General features: G+C 73.5%; 13 protein-coding genes. 8 read left to right on the top strand and 5 right to left on the bottom strand.

Features of this window, described 5'->3' with window-relative positions; genetic code table 11:
- Positions 1-210 precede the first annotated feature (210 nt).
- The gene (locus MNOD_RS21085; RefSeq protein WP_015930983.1) at positions 211-1,116 is read right to left on the bottom strand and encodes a transporter substrate-binding domain-containing protein; all 906 of its coding nucleotides are present in this window, start codon (positions 1,114-1,116) and stop codon (positions 211-213) included.
- 183 nt (positions 1,117-1,299) lie between these two features.
- Here MNOD_RS21085 and dgcN point away from each other — a divergent pair, with 183 nt between their 5' ends.
- Together dgcN and dgcA are read left to right on the top strand one after the other, a co-directional pair.
- Positions 1,300-2,322: an N-acetyltransferase DgcN gene (dgcN, locus tag MNOD_RS21080; protein WP_015930982.1), complete on the top strand. Its 1,023-nt coding sequence runs from the start codon at positions 1,300-1,302 to the stop codon at positions 2,320-2,322.
- A complete protein-coding gene (dgcA, locus tag MNOD_RS21075; protein WP_015930981.1) occupies positions 2,319-3,299 on the top strand; it encodes an N-acetyl-D-Glu racemase DgcA in 981 nt (326 codons plus the stop codon). The genes dgcN and dgcA overlap by 4 nt, the downstream gene beginning before the upstream one ends.
- A gap of 144 nt (positions 3,300-3,443) precedes the next feature.
- Here dgcA and MNOD_RS21070 read toward each other — a convergent pair whose 3' ends face one another.
- Positions 3,444-4,073, bottom strand: a complete 630-nt coding sequence (locus MNOD_RS21070) for a hypothetical protein (RefSeq protein WP_015930980.1) — start codon at positions 4,071-4,073, stop codon at positions 3,444-3,446.
- Positions 4,074-4,691: 618 nt separating this feature from the next.
- Between MNOD_RS21070 and MNOD_RS21065 the strand changes: the two genes are divergently transcribed.
- The 3 genes from MNOD_RS21065 to MNOD_RS21055 all read left to right on the top strand — a co-directional run bounded on the left by MNOD_RS21065 (position 4,692) and on the right by MNOD_RS21055 (position 6,798).
- Positions 4,692-6,005, top strand: a complete 1,314-nt coding sequence (locus MNOD_RS21065; protein WP_015930979.1) for an NAD(P)/FAD-dependent oxidoreductase — start codon at positions 4,692-4,694, stop codon at positions 6,003-6,005.
- Between the two features lie 180 nt (positions 6,006-6,185).
- Positions 6,186-6,503 (top strand): EthD family reductase, encoded by a 318-nt coding sequence (locus MNOD_RS21060; protein ID WP_015930978.1) that lies wholly within the window; start codon positions 6,186-6,188, stop codon positions 6,501-6,503.
- A gap of 10 nt (positions 6,504-6,513) precedes the next feature.
- Positions 6,514-6,798, top strand: a complete 285-nt coding sequence (locus MNOD_RS21055; RefSeq protein WP_015930977.1) for a hypothetical protein — start codon at positions 6,514-6,516, stop codon at positions 6,796-6,798.
- 96 nt (positions 6,799-6,894) lie between these two features.
- Here MNOD_RS21055 and MNOD_RS21050 read toward each other — a convergent pair whose 3' ends face one another.
- The 3 genes from MNOD_RS21050 to MNOD_RS21040 form a co-directional block, all read right to left on the bottom strand.
- Complete coding sequence (locus MNOD_RS21050) at positions 6,895-8,418, bottom strand: heme biosynthesis protein HemY (protein WP_015930976.1); 1,524 nt, start codon at positions 8,416-8,418, stop codon at positions 6,895-6,897.
- 179 nt (positions 8,419-8,597) lie between these two features.
- Positions 8,598-10,607: a hypothetical protein gene (locus MNOD_RS21045; protein ID WP_015930975.1), complete on the bottom strand. Its 2,010-nt coding sequence runs from the start codon at positions 10,605-10,607 to the stop codon at positions 8,598-8,600.
- 125 nt (positions 10,608-10,732) lie between these two features.
- Positions 10,733-11,521 carry a uroporphyrinogen-III synthase gene (locus MNOD_RS21040; RefSeq protein WP_015930974.1) on the bottom strand — a complete coding sequence of 263 codons (789 nt, stop codon included), beginning with the start codon at positions 11,519-11,521 and terminating at the stop codon, positions 10,733-10,735.
- A 96-nt stretch (positions 11,522-11,617) separates the two neighbouring features.
- Between MNOD_RS21040 and tsaD the strand changes: the two genes are divergently transcribed.
- From tsaD to MNOD_RS21025, 3 genes are read left to right on the top strand one after another with little or no spacing between them, the layout of a single operon-like run.
- On the top strand, positions 11,618-12,667 hold the full coding sequence (tsaD, locus tag MNOD_RS21035) for a tRNA (adenosine(37)-N6)-threonylcarbamoyltransferase complex transferase subunit TsaD (RefSeq protein ID WP_015930973.1): 1,050 nt from the start codon (positions 11,618-11,620) through the stop codon (positions 12,665-12,667).
- Positions 12,664-13,620 carry a GNAT family N-acetyltransferase gene (locus tag MNOD_RS21030; protein ID WP_015930972.1) on the top strand — a complete coding sequence of 319 codons (957 nt, stop codon included), beginning with the start codon at positions 12,664-12,666 and terminating at the stop codon, positions 13,618-13,620. Before tsaD ends, MNOD_RS21030 begins: the two co-directional genes overlap by 4 nt.
- Positions 13,617-14,609, top strand: coding sequence for an NAD(P)H-dependent glycerol-3-phosphate dehydrogenase (locus MNOD_RS21025; protein WP_015930971.1), 993 nt, complete (start codon positions 13,617-13,619; stop codon positions 14,607-14,609). The genes MNOD_RS21030 and MNOD_RS21025 overlap by 4 nt, the downstream gene beginning before the upstream one ends.
- Positions 14,610-14,686 lie beyond the last annotated feature (77 nt).

Raw genomic sequence — 14,686 nt, 5'->3', positions numbered from 1 at the left:
GCGGGGGCGAAATCCGCCGTATCCACGGCTTCATGACGCCGTCGCGCCCCTCCCCCCGACGCGGGAGAGAGGATTCTCCCACCGAGCATCCGTCAGGCGCCGATGGGAACGCCCGACGGATCCCGGGTCCTTGATCGATCGCATCTCCGTCCAGGAGAAGCGGCATCCGCTCTGTCCTGGACGGGTCCTTGCTCGTGAACCGGCGGCGCGTCAGTACATCGCCGGGTCGGGGCTGTCGCTCGGCTGCGCGAAGGCTTTCTTCATCGCCGCATCCATCGGCAGGTTCAGATTGATGTTGCGCGGCGGGATCGGCTTAGTGAACCACTTGTCGTAGGTCGCCGGACCCTCCGGGCTACGGTAGAAGGCCGCTGTCGCCTCGTCGGCCACCTTCTTGAATGGCGCGTCGTCCTTGCGGAGCATGATGCCGTAGGGTTCGGGCTTGGAGATCGCGTCCTTCGAGATCATGTAGGCGTCGGGTTCCTTGGAACCGGCGGCGAGCGAGGCCAGCAGCACGTCGTCCATCACGAAGGCGACCGCGCGGCCGGTCTCCACCATCAGGAATGCCTCGGCGTGATCCTTGGCCGGCAGGATCGTCATGCCGAACTTGTGCGCCGCGTTGTACTCGTTGATCTGCTTGATGTTGGTGGTGCCGGAAGTGGACACCACCGTCTTGCCCTTCAGATCCTCGAACTTGTTGACGTTGCTGGCCTTCTTGGCGACGAAGCGGTTGGCGGTCAGGAAGTGGGTGTTGGTGAACGCCACCTGCTTCTGGCGCTCGGCGTTGTTGGTGGTCGAGCCGCATTCGAGGTCGATCGTGCCGTTGGCCATGAGCGGGATGCGCGTCGCCGAGGTCACCGGGTTCAGCTTGACCTCGAGATTCGGCATGGCGAGCTTCGCCTTCACCGCCTCGACGATCTTGTAGCAGATGTCCATGGCGTAGCCGACGGGCTTCTGGTTGCCGTCGAGGTAGGAGAACGGCACGGACGAGTCGCGGTAGCCCAGGGTGATCGCGCCGGTCTCCTTGATCTTCTTGAGAGTTCCGGTGAGTTCCTCCGCCGAGGCCGGCATCGCGGCGAGGCCAGCGACCAGGAGGGGCAGCAGGCGTTTCAAGGGCATCCACATTCTCCTTTTGGGCGGGGTTCTACGTCCGCCATTGCGGGCCGCGGCGTCAAGGGCCGTGCCCATGTTGTGCAGCGCCCGGGACCGGTTGCGGAACACGCAGCCGCGCGCGAGAACAGCGGGCGCCGCCCCGCGGCAGCCCTTATGCCCGCCTGAACGCCCCCGCCAGGAGCGGACCGCATGCAGATCGCCACGCCCTACCTGATGTTCCTCGGCGACGTCCCCGACCGCCTCGCCGCCAAGACCGCCTACGGCATCGTGGACTGGCGGCCGGAATGGTGCGTCGGGCAGCTGCGCCTGCCGGGCTGCGCGGCCGATCTCGGCATCCCCGACCTGACGATCGAGGAGGCAGTGGCGAAGGGCGTGCGCACGCTGATCGTCGGCGTGGTGAATGCGGGCGGCGTGCTGCCGGACCATTGGATCACCTCGATCGTCGCGGCGCTCGAGGCCGGGCTCGACGTGGCGAGCGGGCTGCACACACGGCTCGGTTCGATCCCCGCCATCGCCGAGGCGGCGGCACGGGGCGGCCGGCAGCTTTACGACGTGCGCCATTCCGACCAGCGCTTCGACACCGGCAAGGGCACGAAGCGGCCGGGCCGTCGCCTCCTCACCGTCGGGACGGATTGCTCGGTCGGCAAGAAATACACGGTGCTGGCCCTGGAAAAGGGCATGCGCGCTCGCGGCTTCGACGCCGATTTCCGGGCCACCGGCCAGACCGGCGTGTTCATCTCCGGCCGCGGCGTCGCCATCGACGCCGTGGTGGCGGATTTCATCTCCGGCGCGGTGGAATGGATCTCTCCCGCCGCCGCGCCCGAGCACTGGGACCTGATCGAGGGCCAGGGCTCGCTGTTCCATCCCTCCTTCGCGGGCGTGAGCCTCGGCCTGCTGCACGGGGCGCAGCCCGACGCCTTCGTGGTCTGCCACGAGCCGACCCGCACCCGCATGCGCGGCGTGCAGCATCCCCTGCCCTCGATCGAGGAGGTCATCGACCTCACGGTCCGCTGCGGCAGCCTCACCAATCCAGAGATCCGCCCGGTCGGCATCGCGGTGAACACGCAGGCGCTGGAGGAGGCAGAGGCACGGGCGCTGCTGGAGCACCTCGCCGCTGCCCATGACCTGCCGGCGACCGACCCGGTGCGGTTCGGCGTCGAGAGCATCGTGGAGCGCATCGCCACCCTGTATCCGGCGGGAGTCGCGGCATGATCCGCCTCGAGGTCGCGGTCGAGACCTGGCCGCTCGCGGGCCGCTTCACCATCTCGCGCGGCAGCCGCACGGAGGCGGTCGTCGTCGAGGCCCGGGTCACGGACGGCACCCATACGGGCCGGGGCGAATGCGTGCCCTACGCCCGCTACGGCGAGACCGTGGAGGGCGTGCGCGACCTCGTCGCCGCGCAGGGGCCGGCGGTGGCGGCGGGTGCGACGCGCGCCGACCTCCTCCGGCTGATGCCGGCGGGCGCGGCGCGCAACGCCCTCGACTGCGCCCTGTGGGATTACGAGGCCAAGGCGACCGGGCGGCCCGCCCATGCCATCGCCGGCCTCCCGCCGCCCTGCCCCGCCACCACCGCCTACACGCTCAGCCTCGGCACGCCCGAGGAGATGGAGGCGGCGGCCCGCGCGGCGGCGCAGCGGCCCCTGCTCAAGGTGAAGCTCGGGGGCGAGGGCGACCCGGCGCGCATCGCGGCCGTGCGCCGCGGGGCTCCGGCCGCGCGGCTCATCGTCGACGCCAACGAGGCCTGGCGGGCCGGCACCCTGGCCGAGAATCTCGCGGCCTGCGCGGCGGCGGGCGTGGAACTGATCGAGCAGCCGCTCCCCGCCTCCGACGACGGCGCCCTCGCCGGCCTGCCGCGCAGCATCCCGCTCTGCGCCGACGAGAGCCTGCACGACACGGCCGGCCTCGACGCGCTGCTCGGCCGCTACGACGCGATCAACATCAAGCTCGACAAGGCCGGCGGCCTCACCGAGGCCCTGGCGCTTGCCCGCGCGGCCCGCGAGCGGGGGCTCACCATCATGGTCGGCTGCATGGTCGGCACCTCGCTCGCCATGGCGCCGGCCATGCTGCTCGCGGACTTCGCCGCCTTCGTCGATCTCGATGGGCCGCTCCTCCTCGCCCGGGACCGCGAGCCCGGCCTGCGCTTCGAGGGCAGCACCATCCATCCGCCGGAGCCGGCCCTGTGGGGGTGACGGACCGGCAACCAAGATGCGCGCGGTGCCGGGGTCGACCGCGTCCGGGGATGCCCTGACTGCGTCTGCAGTCGCTCGCCGGTCTCGTGCGGGAAGTTGCGAGGGTCCGGCGAGCACCCGTGCAAGTCTGCATGAGTGCCGGCGTCACCAGGCGCGCAGGCGCTCAAGATAGGCGGCATTGGCGGGAGGCAGGGGCACCGGGCTCCAAAGGCCGGACAGCCCGGCCACCACCGCCAGACCGAAGGCGAGCCCCGCGAGGGGCAGCAAGCGCAGCCAGAGCGGCGCAGGCGCGGGCCAGTTCCGGAACCTGAGCGCCGCGGCAAGGTGCGCGGCAAGGGCCGCGAGGGCCAGCGCGTAATAGGGACCGAAGTAGAACACGAAGGGCGCGCGGCTCACCACGGCGGCCGCGAAATGGCTGTCGGTGTCGAGCGGCGGCTCCTGCATCCGCGCGAGGAGGATCGCGGGCACGTGCTGCAGCAGGAAGAAAACGAGATAGCCGCCCGAGAGCACCTGGAGCCAGGCCCACCCTCCGCGCGGCCACCCCCGGCCGAAGGCCAGCGCAACGCCCAGAAGGATCTGGACGGCGAAGAGCCCGATGAGAAGGGTTTCGGTCAACATCCCGCGATAGATCTCGCGGAGCCGCCGCAGCACCGCGAGATGCGCCGCAACCCCTGCCATCCCGGCGGCATGGGTGGCGAGATGCAGGGTGAGGAAAAGGCCGAGAAGGGCGGCGTTCCAACGATGGAAGCTGCGCAGGAGAGGCATGAGGGACATCACGTTGACCCGAGGAGGCAGCAACAAGCCCTGCTGTGGTTCTTTCAGGCAGGTAAGCCTGCCGCGGCTTTCCGAGCCGTCATGGCCCGGAGGCGGTGCAGGTGGGCGGCAAGAAGAGACTGGTACGAGCAGGATAGAACGGACCGGCTGCTGATAGGGAAATGACGGGAGCGATACGCTTCGGCATGCTCCGGCCCGAGACCCCTATGTGATTCGCCTCATCTTCCGCAAAGGGAGATGCGGGTCACGGGACGTGTTATTCAGCCCTTGTCGGACCGCCTCTCAACACACGGCATCACCGGCCCCATTGCACCTCGCCGAGGGCGTGGCGATGCCCGCCAACAACCTCATCCTGGTCTTCCGCGCCGGGGAGCGGATGGCCGGGTAGTTCGCCCGTCCACAGCCGAGGCCGGCCCGCTCCGCCTCGGACATTCGTACCCCTTCCCGGGGCCTGCGCCCTTGCCCACCCTCTGTTCCCGCAGGGGTCGTGCGGCGAGAGGATCCCGACTTCGACAGCGGCGCCGGATCCTCCGCGAGGAACGACCATCCCGTCATCGGGCACTGGCCAATGCCATCGGATACAGGCCACAATCGGGATCTTTGAGGGGGGAGAGCGGCGTGGCGGGACGGCACAGGATCGTGGTGGTGGGGGGCGGCGCCGCGGGGCTGGAACTCGCGACGAAGCTCGGCGACCGGTATGGCAAGCGCAAACAGGCGGAGATCACGCTGATCGACCGCTCGCGCACCCATATCTGGAAGCCGCTCCTGCACGAGGTGGCGGCAGGCAGCATGGATGTGGGCTACCATGCGGTCGATTACCTGCACCACGCCCACGCGCACCATTTCCGCTACCGGATCGGCGAGATGACCGGGCTCGACCGCGACCGGCGGGTGGTGAAGCTTGCCGCGAGCCACGACGCGGAGGGTCGCGAGGTGACCCCGGCGCGCGAGATCCCATACGACACCCTCGTCATTGCGGTCGGCAGCACCAGCAACGATTTCGGCACGCCCGGCGTGAAGGAATACGCCATCGCGCTCGACACGCCGGACCAAGCCGAGCGCTTCCACCGCCGCCTCGTCAACGCGATGATTCGCGCCCATGTGCAGGAAGGCCCGGTGCGGCCCGGCCAGCTCCACGTGGCGGTGATCGGCGCGGGCGCGACCGGGACCGAGCTGGTCGCGGAGCTCCACCGCACCACCCGCCACGTGGCGGCGACCGGCCTCGACCGGATCGACCCCGACAAGGACCTGAAGCTGACGCTGATCGAGGCCGCCGACCGCATCCTGCCGGCGGTGCCCGAGCGCCTGTCGCAGGACGTCATGGCCCTGCTCGCCGGGATCGGCGTCGAGGTGCGCACCCGCGCCCGCGTCACCGAGGTGCGCCCCGACGGGGTGCAGCTCGCCGACGGCAGCTTCATCCAATCCGAACTGGTGGTCTGGGCGGCCGGGGTGCGCGCGCCCGACGTGCTGCGCGACCTCGGCGGCCTTGAGACCACCCGCAACAACCAGCTCGTGGTCACCCCGACCCTGCAGACCACCCGGGACGAGAACATCTTCGCGATCGGCGATTGCGCCCACCTGATCGATGCGGCCACCCAGAAGCCGATCCCGCCGCGCGCCCAGGCCGCCCACCAGCAGGCGACCCATCTCCTCAAGCAGATGCCGAAGCGCCTCGCCGGACAGCCCCTCGTGCCGTTCCGCTACCGCGACTTCGGCTCCCTCGTCTCGCTCGGCGAATACACGACCGTCGGCAACCTGATGGGCTTCATCCGCGGCCGCAACGTCTTCATCGCGGGGCTGTTCGCCCGGATGATGTACCAGTCCCTCTACAAGATGCACGAGCAGGCGCTGCACGGCACCTGGAAGGTCACGCTCGACACGGCGGCGCGCGCGCTCACCCGGCAGACCGTTCCCCGGGTGAAGCTGCATTAGAGCGCTCCCCGCCGAAGTGGACGCCGGTTCGGCGCAAGGGAGCGCGACAGAGCAAAAAACCTTAAGCGCCCTGCCCGATCCGGTTGGATCGGGCAGGGCTCCAAGGGGGGCGGTTGCGCCGCACCCCGATCGGTGCTTCCGTGCGCCCGGCCCGCGCGGGCCGGAGAGGACCGACGAGCGATGATCCTGGTCAGCGTGATGTATCCGGGTGGGGCCGAGCCGGCCGCCTTCGATCTCGACTATTACCTCAAGCGTCACATGCCGCTCGTGCGCGAGCGCTGGTCGCCGATGGGCCTGGAGAAGGCGGAGGTCGTGAAGGCCGCCGCGACCCCCGACGGCAGCCCGCCGCCCTTCCAGATCATGGCGCTTCTCAGCTTCCGGTCGCTGGAGGACTTCCAGAAGGCCGCCGCGGCGCACGGCAAGGAGATCTTCGCCGACATCCCGAACTTCACGCGGGCCCAGGCCGTGGTGCAGATCAACGAGCCGCAGGCGTGGTGAGCCGCCCCGCATGATCGACATCGTCAAGATCGTGAAGGAGCAGCACCCGGATCTCGGGCCCTATTTCGTGGTGCTGCGGCCCATGTCCGGCCTGATCGCCCCGGAGGCGCCCGACGCGCTGGCGGAGGAGGTTCAGGTCTGGGCCGCCACCGAGGCGCCGAGCGCCCGGCTGTCGCTCCGGGACGTCACCTACGCGCTCTTCCCGGGCTGGCCGGAGGAGACCCGCACCCTGGAGGTGGTGTCGTTCGCGGACGCCACCGAGCTGGCGCGGTTCGCGACCCGCTGGACGCATTGAGTTCACCGGCGGCTTGGCAGCACTTCGGTGCGAGACCAGAAGGCCCGCGCATCCGAGAGGATGCGCGGGCCTTCTTCGATCGGGAGGGCGGCCGGCTCAACCGGCCCGCCGCGAGGGCTCCGGGGCCGGGACCGGCGCCTCGTCCTCCTTCGGCTTCGGCGGCGGGAACACGACCGGGGTGGCGGTCGCCACGAAGGGCGGTGCGGAGGTGTCGAGGCCGTTGCCGGCCGGATGGGCAGGCTTCTCCTCCTTCACCGCGGGGCCGGGCGCCGGGAGCGGGCCCGGCTCCGAGACCTCCTTCTCCTCCGGCGGAACCTCGCGGCTCGAGCGGCCGAGGAGTTCCGGCGGGGTCTGCCACACGAAGGCATCGAGCCGGCCACTCACCGGCGAGACCGGTGCCCAGCGGTCGGACACGATCCCGTCCGCGCACCAGGCCGGGTCGCGTGGAGCGTGGGCGGCGCGGGCGAGCCACTCGCGGGCGCGGCCCGAGCCGCGGCCATGCTCGGCCTCCTCGATCTCGGCCATCATCAGGTAGACGCGCTGCGTCGGGTTGTCCGCGAGCAGGGGGCTCAGCACGTCGCGGGCGCGGCCGAACTCCCGGGCTTCCAGGGCCGCACGCGCGATGGCGAAGCGCGATTCCGGATGCCAGGAGGACAGCCGGGCCAGCGTCTCGGCCCGGGCGAGCCGGTCGCGGCTCGAATCGCCCGGCCGCAGGTCGAGATAGACCCGGGCGAGGTCGGGATGCGGGCTGGCCTTCCACGCCGCCTCGACGACGCGCGCGGCGCGCTTGAGATCCGCGCGGCGCGCGAACAGGCGCCCGGCCACGGCCGCCGCCGGCACGAGGTCGGGGGCGAGCTTGACCGCCTCCCGCGCCTGGGCGAGGGCGCGCTCGGGATCGCCGGCCTCAAGCTCCAGGGCGCTCGCGGTGAGCAGCACCGCCCGCTGGCGGCGCGCTGCCGTCTTGTCGGCGATGCCGAGGGAGGCGCGGCGCGACACCGTTTCGAGAGCGTTGTTCCAGTCGCGGTCCGCGCATTGCGCCTCGAGCACCGCCTCGTTGGCCCAGGACACGCCGGGAGCGAGCCGCGCGGCCTCGGCCGCATAGGCCCGGGCCGTCGCCTCGTCGCCCTGGCGCCGCGCCTCGACGAAGAGGCCGCGCAGGCCGAGCACCCGGGTCTCGGGCTCCTCGGTCATCCGACGGAAGGCGTTCTCGGCGCCGGCCCGGTCGCCGGAGATCTGCGCGGCCTGCGCCTTCAGGAGCAGGGCGAGCGGCTCGTCGCCGAGCAGGCGCGCGGCCTCGCCCGCGTGGCGCCGGGCCGCCGCCGGATCGCCGGATCCCACCGCCACCATGCCGCGCGAGAGGGCCTCGTAGCCCCGGGCGCGCCGCCGCGCCCGGTTCCTGACGCGCAGGCGATGCGGGAACCGCAGGATTCCCCGGGTGAAGGCCCAGACGAAGCCGAGGATCACGGCGAAGATCAGCACCCCGACGAGCGCTGCCGCGAGGCTCGTCGCCACCTCGTAGCCGCTCCAGGTCACGGTCACGACGCCGGGATGGTCGGCGAGCCAGACCGCCCCGTAGGCGGCGATGGCCAGGAGGGCCAGGAAGGCGAGTGCGCGCCACATCGGTTCTTCTTCTCCTCAGGTCCGCGCGGGGCCGCGCGGCGGGGACGTGAGCGCCCCTTGGATCTCCACGTTCGGCGCGGCCGGTCAGGATCCGCGGAGCGACCCGCACCGAACCGCGCCACACAGGCATGACCGTCGTTCGGCCGCGAGCCGAATCGTCCGGCGGTTGGTTCCCGTCCTCAGCGCGCCGCGCCCGACAGCGCCGCGAAGGAGGCCGCGAGCCGCGCCCGCGCCGCATCCCCGGCCGCCGCCCGCGCCTTGAGCTTGTCGCCGAACGCGGCGGCCTCCTTGCGGGCGGCCTCCGGCAGCGCGTCGAAGGCGGCGGCCGCCTCGGCGATCGCGCCGCGGTCGAGGGCGCTCTGCACCTTCGCCACCGCCGCTTCGGTCTGATCAGCCGCCGGCTCGGCCGCGCCCGGGCTCGCCCCGCCATCGGCCTTGCGGACCGAGACGATCGATCCGGCCATGCTGGCGAGCCGGTCGGTGAAGCTGCCCCGCTCGGCCACCTCGCGCTGCTGGGCCGCCTTCACGGCAGCGAGGATCCGGGCGCCGACCGGCTGGAATTCCTGCGCCAGGGCGGCGGCGGTCGGCGCGCCTGTCGCCGCGAAGGGCTCCAGGGCGGCGAGCGGAGCGCCGTCGTCCGGCCCGAGCTGCTTGAGCGTCGCGAGGGCATCCGCATAGGGCGCACCGAAGGCCAGGGCCGTCGCGATCCGGTCTGCCGCGACCAGCCGCAGACCGGCCTGGAGCGCCCCGGCCTCCGCCCGGCCGGCGACCTCGCGGGCAAGCTCGGCGAGGCGCTGGTCCTGTGCCTTGCCGCGGGCCTCGACGGCCTGCTGGAGCGCATCGAGACGACCGGCCAGGGCCTTGTCCGCCTCCTGGTCGGCGCCGAGACGCTGGCCGAGATCGGCCTGGAGCGCCTTCAGGCCCGCATCGAGCCCGTCGAGCCGCCCGCGCAGCTCGCTCGTGTCGGCCTTGCCCTGCAGGCTCGCGAGCGCCTGCGCGAGGTCGTCGACCTTCTGGCGCAGCTCGGGGTTTTCGGTCCGGCCCTGCAGGTCGGCGAGGCGCTTGTCGAGCGCGTCGAGCCGCGCCTGGAGGGGCTCGGCCGGGGTCGGCGCAGATTCCGGCGTGCCGGGCGCGGAGGCGGCCGGAGCCGCGGAGGCAGCCGGCGCGGCCTCGGCCCGCCGGAGGGCCTCCGCCGCCTGGTCCGAGGCCGCCTTGGCGGACGCCTCGGCGGTGCGGACGGCGTCGGGCAGCGGGCGCAGCGCCGCCTCGGCGGCGGCGATCCGGCGGTCGAGGGCCTGCACGCTCTCGCGCGGCGCGAGATCGGCGAGGCGCTGATCGAGCCCGGCCGCCGGGTCGGCAGGCTTGGGCAGGAGGCCATAGGCGGGGCCGTAGACCTGAACACCGTAGAGAAGGCCCGCCCCGATCACGCCGCCGAGCAGCGAGGCGGCCAGAACGGAGCCGAACCCGGCGCCGGAACGCGCGGGCGCCGGGCCGGATGCGGGCACGGCCGTCGGCCGCGGCGGTGCGCTCCCTGTGGGGACCGCCTTGGGCGGCTCCGACTTCGGGGGCTCGGCCTTGGACGGTTCGGTCTTGGACGGCTCGGCCTTGCCGGGCTCGGGCTTCGCCGCCGTGGTGGCCGCGGCCGGACCCGTCTTCGGGACCGATGACGGCGCGGAGCCGGTGGCAGCCGCGGAAGCGGGTTTCGCCGGGCCGGTTGCCCCCGTCGCACCCGCCGCGGAAGCGGGCGACGATGGCGAGGACGGAGGGGTCCCGGGCTTGGCGGCGCCGGTCGAGCCGGGCGCTGTCGTGTCACCGGCGGCCGGTCCCTTGCCGGGCCCGGTTGCGCCGGCAGCCGCCGCGGGCGCTGTCGCGGGCTTGGCGGTTTCGGCCGGCCCGGCCCCGGGCTTCGCCGCAGCGGCTGCTCCGGACGGGGCGCCCCCGGGTGGTTTCGGCGGCGCGCCGGAGGCCGGCGAGGCCCCGGCGGGCGGCTTCGGCGGGGTGTCGGCGGCCGAAGCGCCGGGCTTGGCCCCCTCGCCCGGCTTCGGCGGCGTACCGGGGCCCGGCCCCTTTCCGGGGGCCTCGCTCACGCGGGTCGCCTTCAGGTCGATGATCGGGCCGTCCGCCGGGTTGGGGCCGCGTCCGCCGGGGCGGTTGCGGGAATCCTGGGGGTCCTTGTCGGATGGGGTCACGGACGAAGATCCTCACGACTGCGCGGAACGTGAACGAAGGGAACGCCCGCCGGCTGCCTCTGGCCCAACGATGACGCGGCCTAAGACCGGCCGGCGCCGACCGCGGCTGCTCTGGTGCGCCGTCCTTAGCACCGCTTCCCATCCAGGCGCGAGCCTCCTTGCGCGGGGGAGGCCGGAGCGAGGGCGGCGAGGAGCGCATCTTCGGTCGGCTGCGCCGCGACGAGATGGGACTGGATGCCGGCGCCGACCAGGGGCGCGGCGCAATCCTCGGACAGGCAGAGATGCGCGAGCCGCGCGAAGGCCTCGTCGCATCCGGCGGCGCGCGCGAGCCCGAGGGCGGTGGCGGCGCTGCGGCGGGAATAGTGCAGGACGGCATCGAGACGCCCCTCTGCCAGGGCAGCCGCGACGGGTTCGGGCAGGGACGCCACCGGCCTCGCCGCATAGGCGACCCAGGCCGTGACCGCATAGCCCGCGGCCGCGAGGGAGGCGGCCGGCTCCGGCTTGCGCTCGCGGCCCGCCGCGTGGAGGAGGCGGGCCCCGACCGGCAGGACGGCGGCGACGTGCCCGGCGAGCGCCGCCGCATCACCCTCCCCCTGGCGCACATCCGGGAGCCCGGCCGCGCGGGCCGCCTGCGCCGTGCGGGCGCCGACGCAGAAGGCGGTGAGATGGATAAGGCCCGCCGATTCCAGCGCCGGCACCGCGTTCGCACTCGTCAGGATCAGGGCGTCGAACACTCCGTCCGGCGGCGGCGCGTGGCTAAGGCCGAGATCGAGCACGGGCGCGAGGAGCGGCGCATGGCCGAGATCCGACACAAGCGCGGCCGTGCGTGCGCCAGCCGGCAGCGGCCGCGCGACCCAGACCCGCAGGGGCGTCCGATCCAGCCTCAGCGCGCCGCCGCTCACCTCGCCTCCCATCTTTGCGGGGCGGGTCCCCCGGGTTATCTGAGCCCCAAGCATACCGGGCCCGGCGCTGTGCGCCATCCCTCCGCCTGCCTCGCGAGCGCCACTACGATGAACGTCCTCGGCATCGAGACCACCTGCGACGAGACCGCGGCCGCGATCGTGGCCGCCGCGGAGGATGGGCGCGGCGTCATCCGCGCCAACGAGGTGCTGAGTCAGATCGCCGAGCACGCCGCCTATGGCGGCGTCGTGCCGGAGATCGCGGCCCGGGCCCACGTGGAGGTGCTCGACCGCCTGATCGCCCGCGCCCTGCACGAGACCGGCCTCGTCTTCGACGATCTCGACGGCATCGCGGTCGCGGCCGGACCGGGGCTGATCGGCGGCGTGCTGGTCGGGCTCGTCACGGCCAAGACCCTGGCCCTCGTCACCCGCAAGCCTCTGCTCGCCGTCAACCACCTGGAGGCGCATGCCCTCACGGCCCGGCTCACGGAGGGCATCGGCTTCCCGTATCTCCTCCTCCTGGCCTCGGGCGGCCACACGCAGCTCGTCGCCGTGAAGGGCGTCGGCGAGTACCTGCGGCTCGGCACCACCATCGACGACGCCATCGGCGAGGCCTTCGACAAGGTGGCGAAGCTCCTCGGCCTCGCCTATCCGGGCGGCCCCGAGGTGGAGCGCGCCGCCGAGACGGGCAATCCCGAGCGCTTCGCTCTGCCGCGCCCGATGCTCGGCCGGCGCGAGCCGAATTTTTCCCTGTCGGGGCTCAAGACCGCCCTGCGCCTCGAAGCCGAGCGCATCGCGCCCCTCACCAACCAGGACGTGGCCGACCTCTGCGCCAGTTTCCAGGCCGCCATCGTGGACGTGGTGGTGGACCGGGTGCGGGGGGCTTTGCGCGCCTTCGGCGACGTGGCCGGGCACCCGACCGCGCTCGTCGCGGCGGGCGGCGTCGCGGCGAACGGGGCGCTGCGGCGGGCGCTGACGCAGCTCGCGGGCGAGGCCGGCCTGCCCCTGGTGGCCCCGCCCCTGCCCCTCTGCGGCGACAACGGCGCGATGATCGCCTGGGCCGGGCTGGAGCGCCTGCGGCTCGGCCTTATCGACGACATCACGGCGCCCGCCCGCCCGCGCTGGCCCTTCGCCGAGGCGCTGCCGGCGACCGCCGGATGAGCCCCGCCCGGCGAGAGGCGGCGCCCGACGCCGCGGCGATGCAGCGGCGCTGGCGCGCGCTGGTCGACGAGCGCCTGCCCGAAGCGGCCGCATCGCGCGGCGACTGGCCGGTGCGCCTCAACCACTGCTTTGCCCGCATCCTCCTCGACAATGCCTGCGGCGGGCCGTGGCGCGAGAGCGTCGCGCCCCCCGCCTGGGCGAACATGCCGCCCGCGCGGCTCGCGGCGGCGCTCGCCCTCGGCGAGGCCGTCCTGCGGGGCGAGGCGGATCTCGCGGAACTCAACCGCCGCTCGCTGGCATGGCGCGGCAGGCTGCGCAGCGCCGCAGCCCCGCCGGAACTCGCAGGCCCGGGCTTTCGCCTGCGACGCTGGCGCCGCGAGGACGATGCCCCCTTCGCGGCCCTCAATGCCGATCCGGCGGTGATGCGCTTCTTTCCGGCGCTGAAGAGCCGGCGCGAGAGCGAGGCGGAGGCCCGCGCGCTCGACCGGCGCTTCGAGCAGGACGGCTTCGGCCCCTGGGTGCTCGAGGCGGAGGGCACCTTCGTGGGCTTCGTGGGCTGCTGGCGTCCGGTGCGCCCCCTGCCCTTCGCGGCGGTGCCGGGACACGTCGTGGAGATCGGCTGGCGGCTCGCCCGCTCCGCCTGGGGCCGGGGGCTGGCGACGCGAGGCGCGCGGCTCGCCCTGGCGGATGCCTTCGGGCGCTGCGGTCTTCCGGAGGTCGTGGCCTATACGGCGGTTCTGAACCGCGCTTCGCAGCGGGTGATGGAGCGGCTCGGCATGGAGCGGATCGAGGAATTCGCCCATCCGGCGCTCGTCGAGGGCGATCCGCTGCGCCCGCACGTGGTCTACCGGCTCAGCGCTGCGCGCTTCGCGGGCAGCGCCGTGCGCTTCGCGGGCGGCACGGTGCATTCCGCAGCCGGCGCCGCGACCGTCGCGTCCGGAGGCGACCGATGAGCGCCCGCCCTGTCGCGGTCATCGGCGGCGGCTCCTGGGGCACGGCGCTCGCCAATGCCGCCGCCTTGGCCGCCCCGCGGGAGGTGGTGCTGTGGCTGCGCGACGCCGCGGCCGCCCAGGCGATGGCGACGTCGCGCGAGAATGCCCGCCACCTGCCCGGGGTGCCGCTTCACCCCGGGGTGCGGCCGACGGCCGATGCGGCGGCTTTGCGGACGGCCGAGGCCGTGCTCCTCGTCACCCCGGCCCAGACGCTGCGCGGGGTACTGACGGACCTCGCGCCCGCCCTCGATCCGGCCGCCCCCTTGATCCTCTGCGCCAAGGGCATCGAGCGGGGCACCAACGCCTTCCTCACCGATGTCGCGGCCGCAATCGTGCCGGGCGCCGCCCTGGCGGTGCTGTCGGGCCCGAGCTTCGCGGCGGACGTTGCCCGCGGGCTGCCGACTGCCGTGACCCTCGCGAGCCGCGACGGCGACCTCGCGGCACGGCTCGCGGCAGCTTTGTCGGGGCCGAGCCTGCGCGTCTACCATGGCACCGACCCGCGCGGGGTCGAGATCGGCGGGGCGGCCAAGAACGTCCTCGCCATCGCCTGCGGCGCCGCCATCGGCCGGGGCCTCGGCGAGAGCGCCCGGGCGGCGCTCGTCGCCCGCAGCTTCGCCGAGCTGATGCGGTTCGCCCGGGCCTGGGGCGCACGGCCCGAGACCCTGATGGGCCTCTCGGGCCTCGGCGATCTCGTGCTCACCGCGACCTCGGCCCAGTCGCGCAACTTCGCCTTCGGCGAGCGCCTGGGCCGCGGCGCGAGCCCGATGGAGGCGGGAGGCGGCGCGCTCGCCGAGGGGGCGCACACGGCGGCGGCCCTCGTCGCCCTGGCGCATCGGCGCCGCGTCGAGATGCCGGTGGCCGAGGCGGTGGCCAGCCTCGTGGCCGGGACGATCAGCCTCGACGACGCCATCGCGGGCCTGCTCAGCCGGCCGCTGCGGGCCGAGATCTGAACCGCGACCCGGTATCGTGACCGAAATGCCGCAACGCAGTCGAAAGCGAACGCCGCGCCGCTTTTCAACTGCCGCTT

Origin of the sequence: Methylobacterium nodulans ORS 2060, from assembly GCF_000022085.1 — a bacterium.
GTDB lineage: Bacteria > Pseudomonadota > Alphaproteobacteria > Rhizobiales > Beijerinckiaceae > Methylobacterium > Methylobacterium nodulans.
Note: the sequence above shows the minus strand (reverse complement) of the source record. Positions and strands in the feature narration are given on the sequence as shown.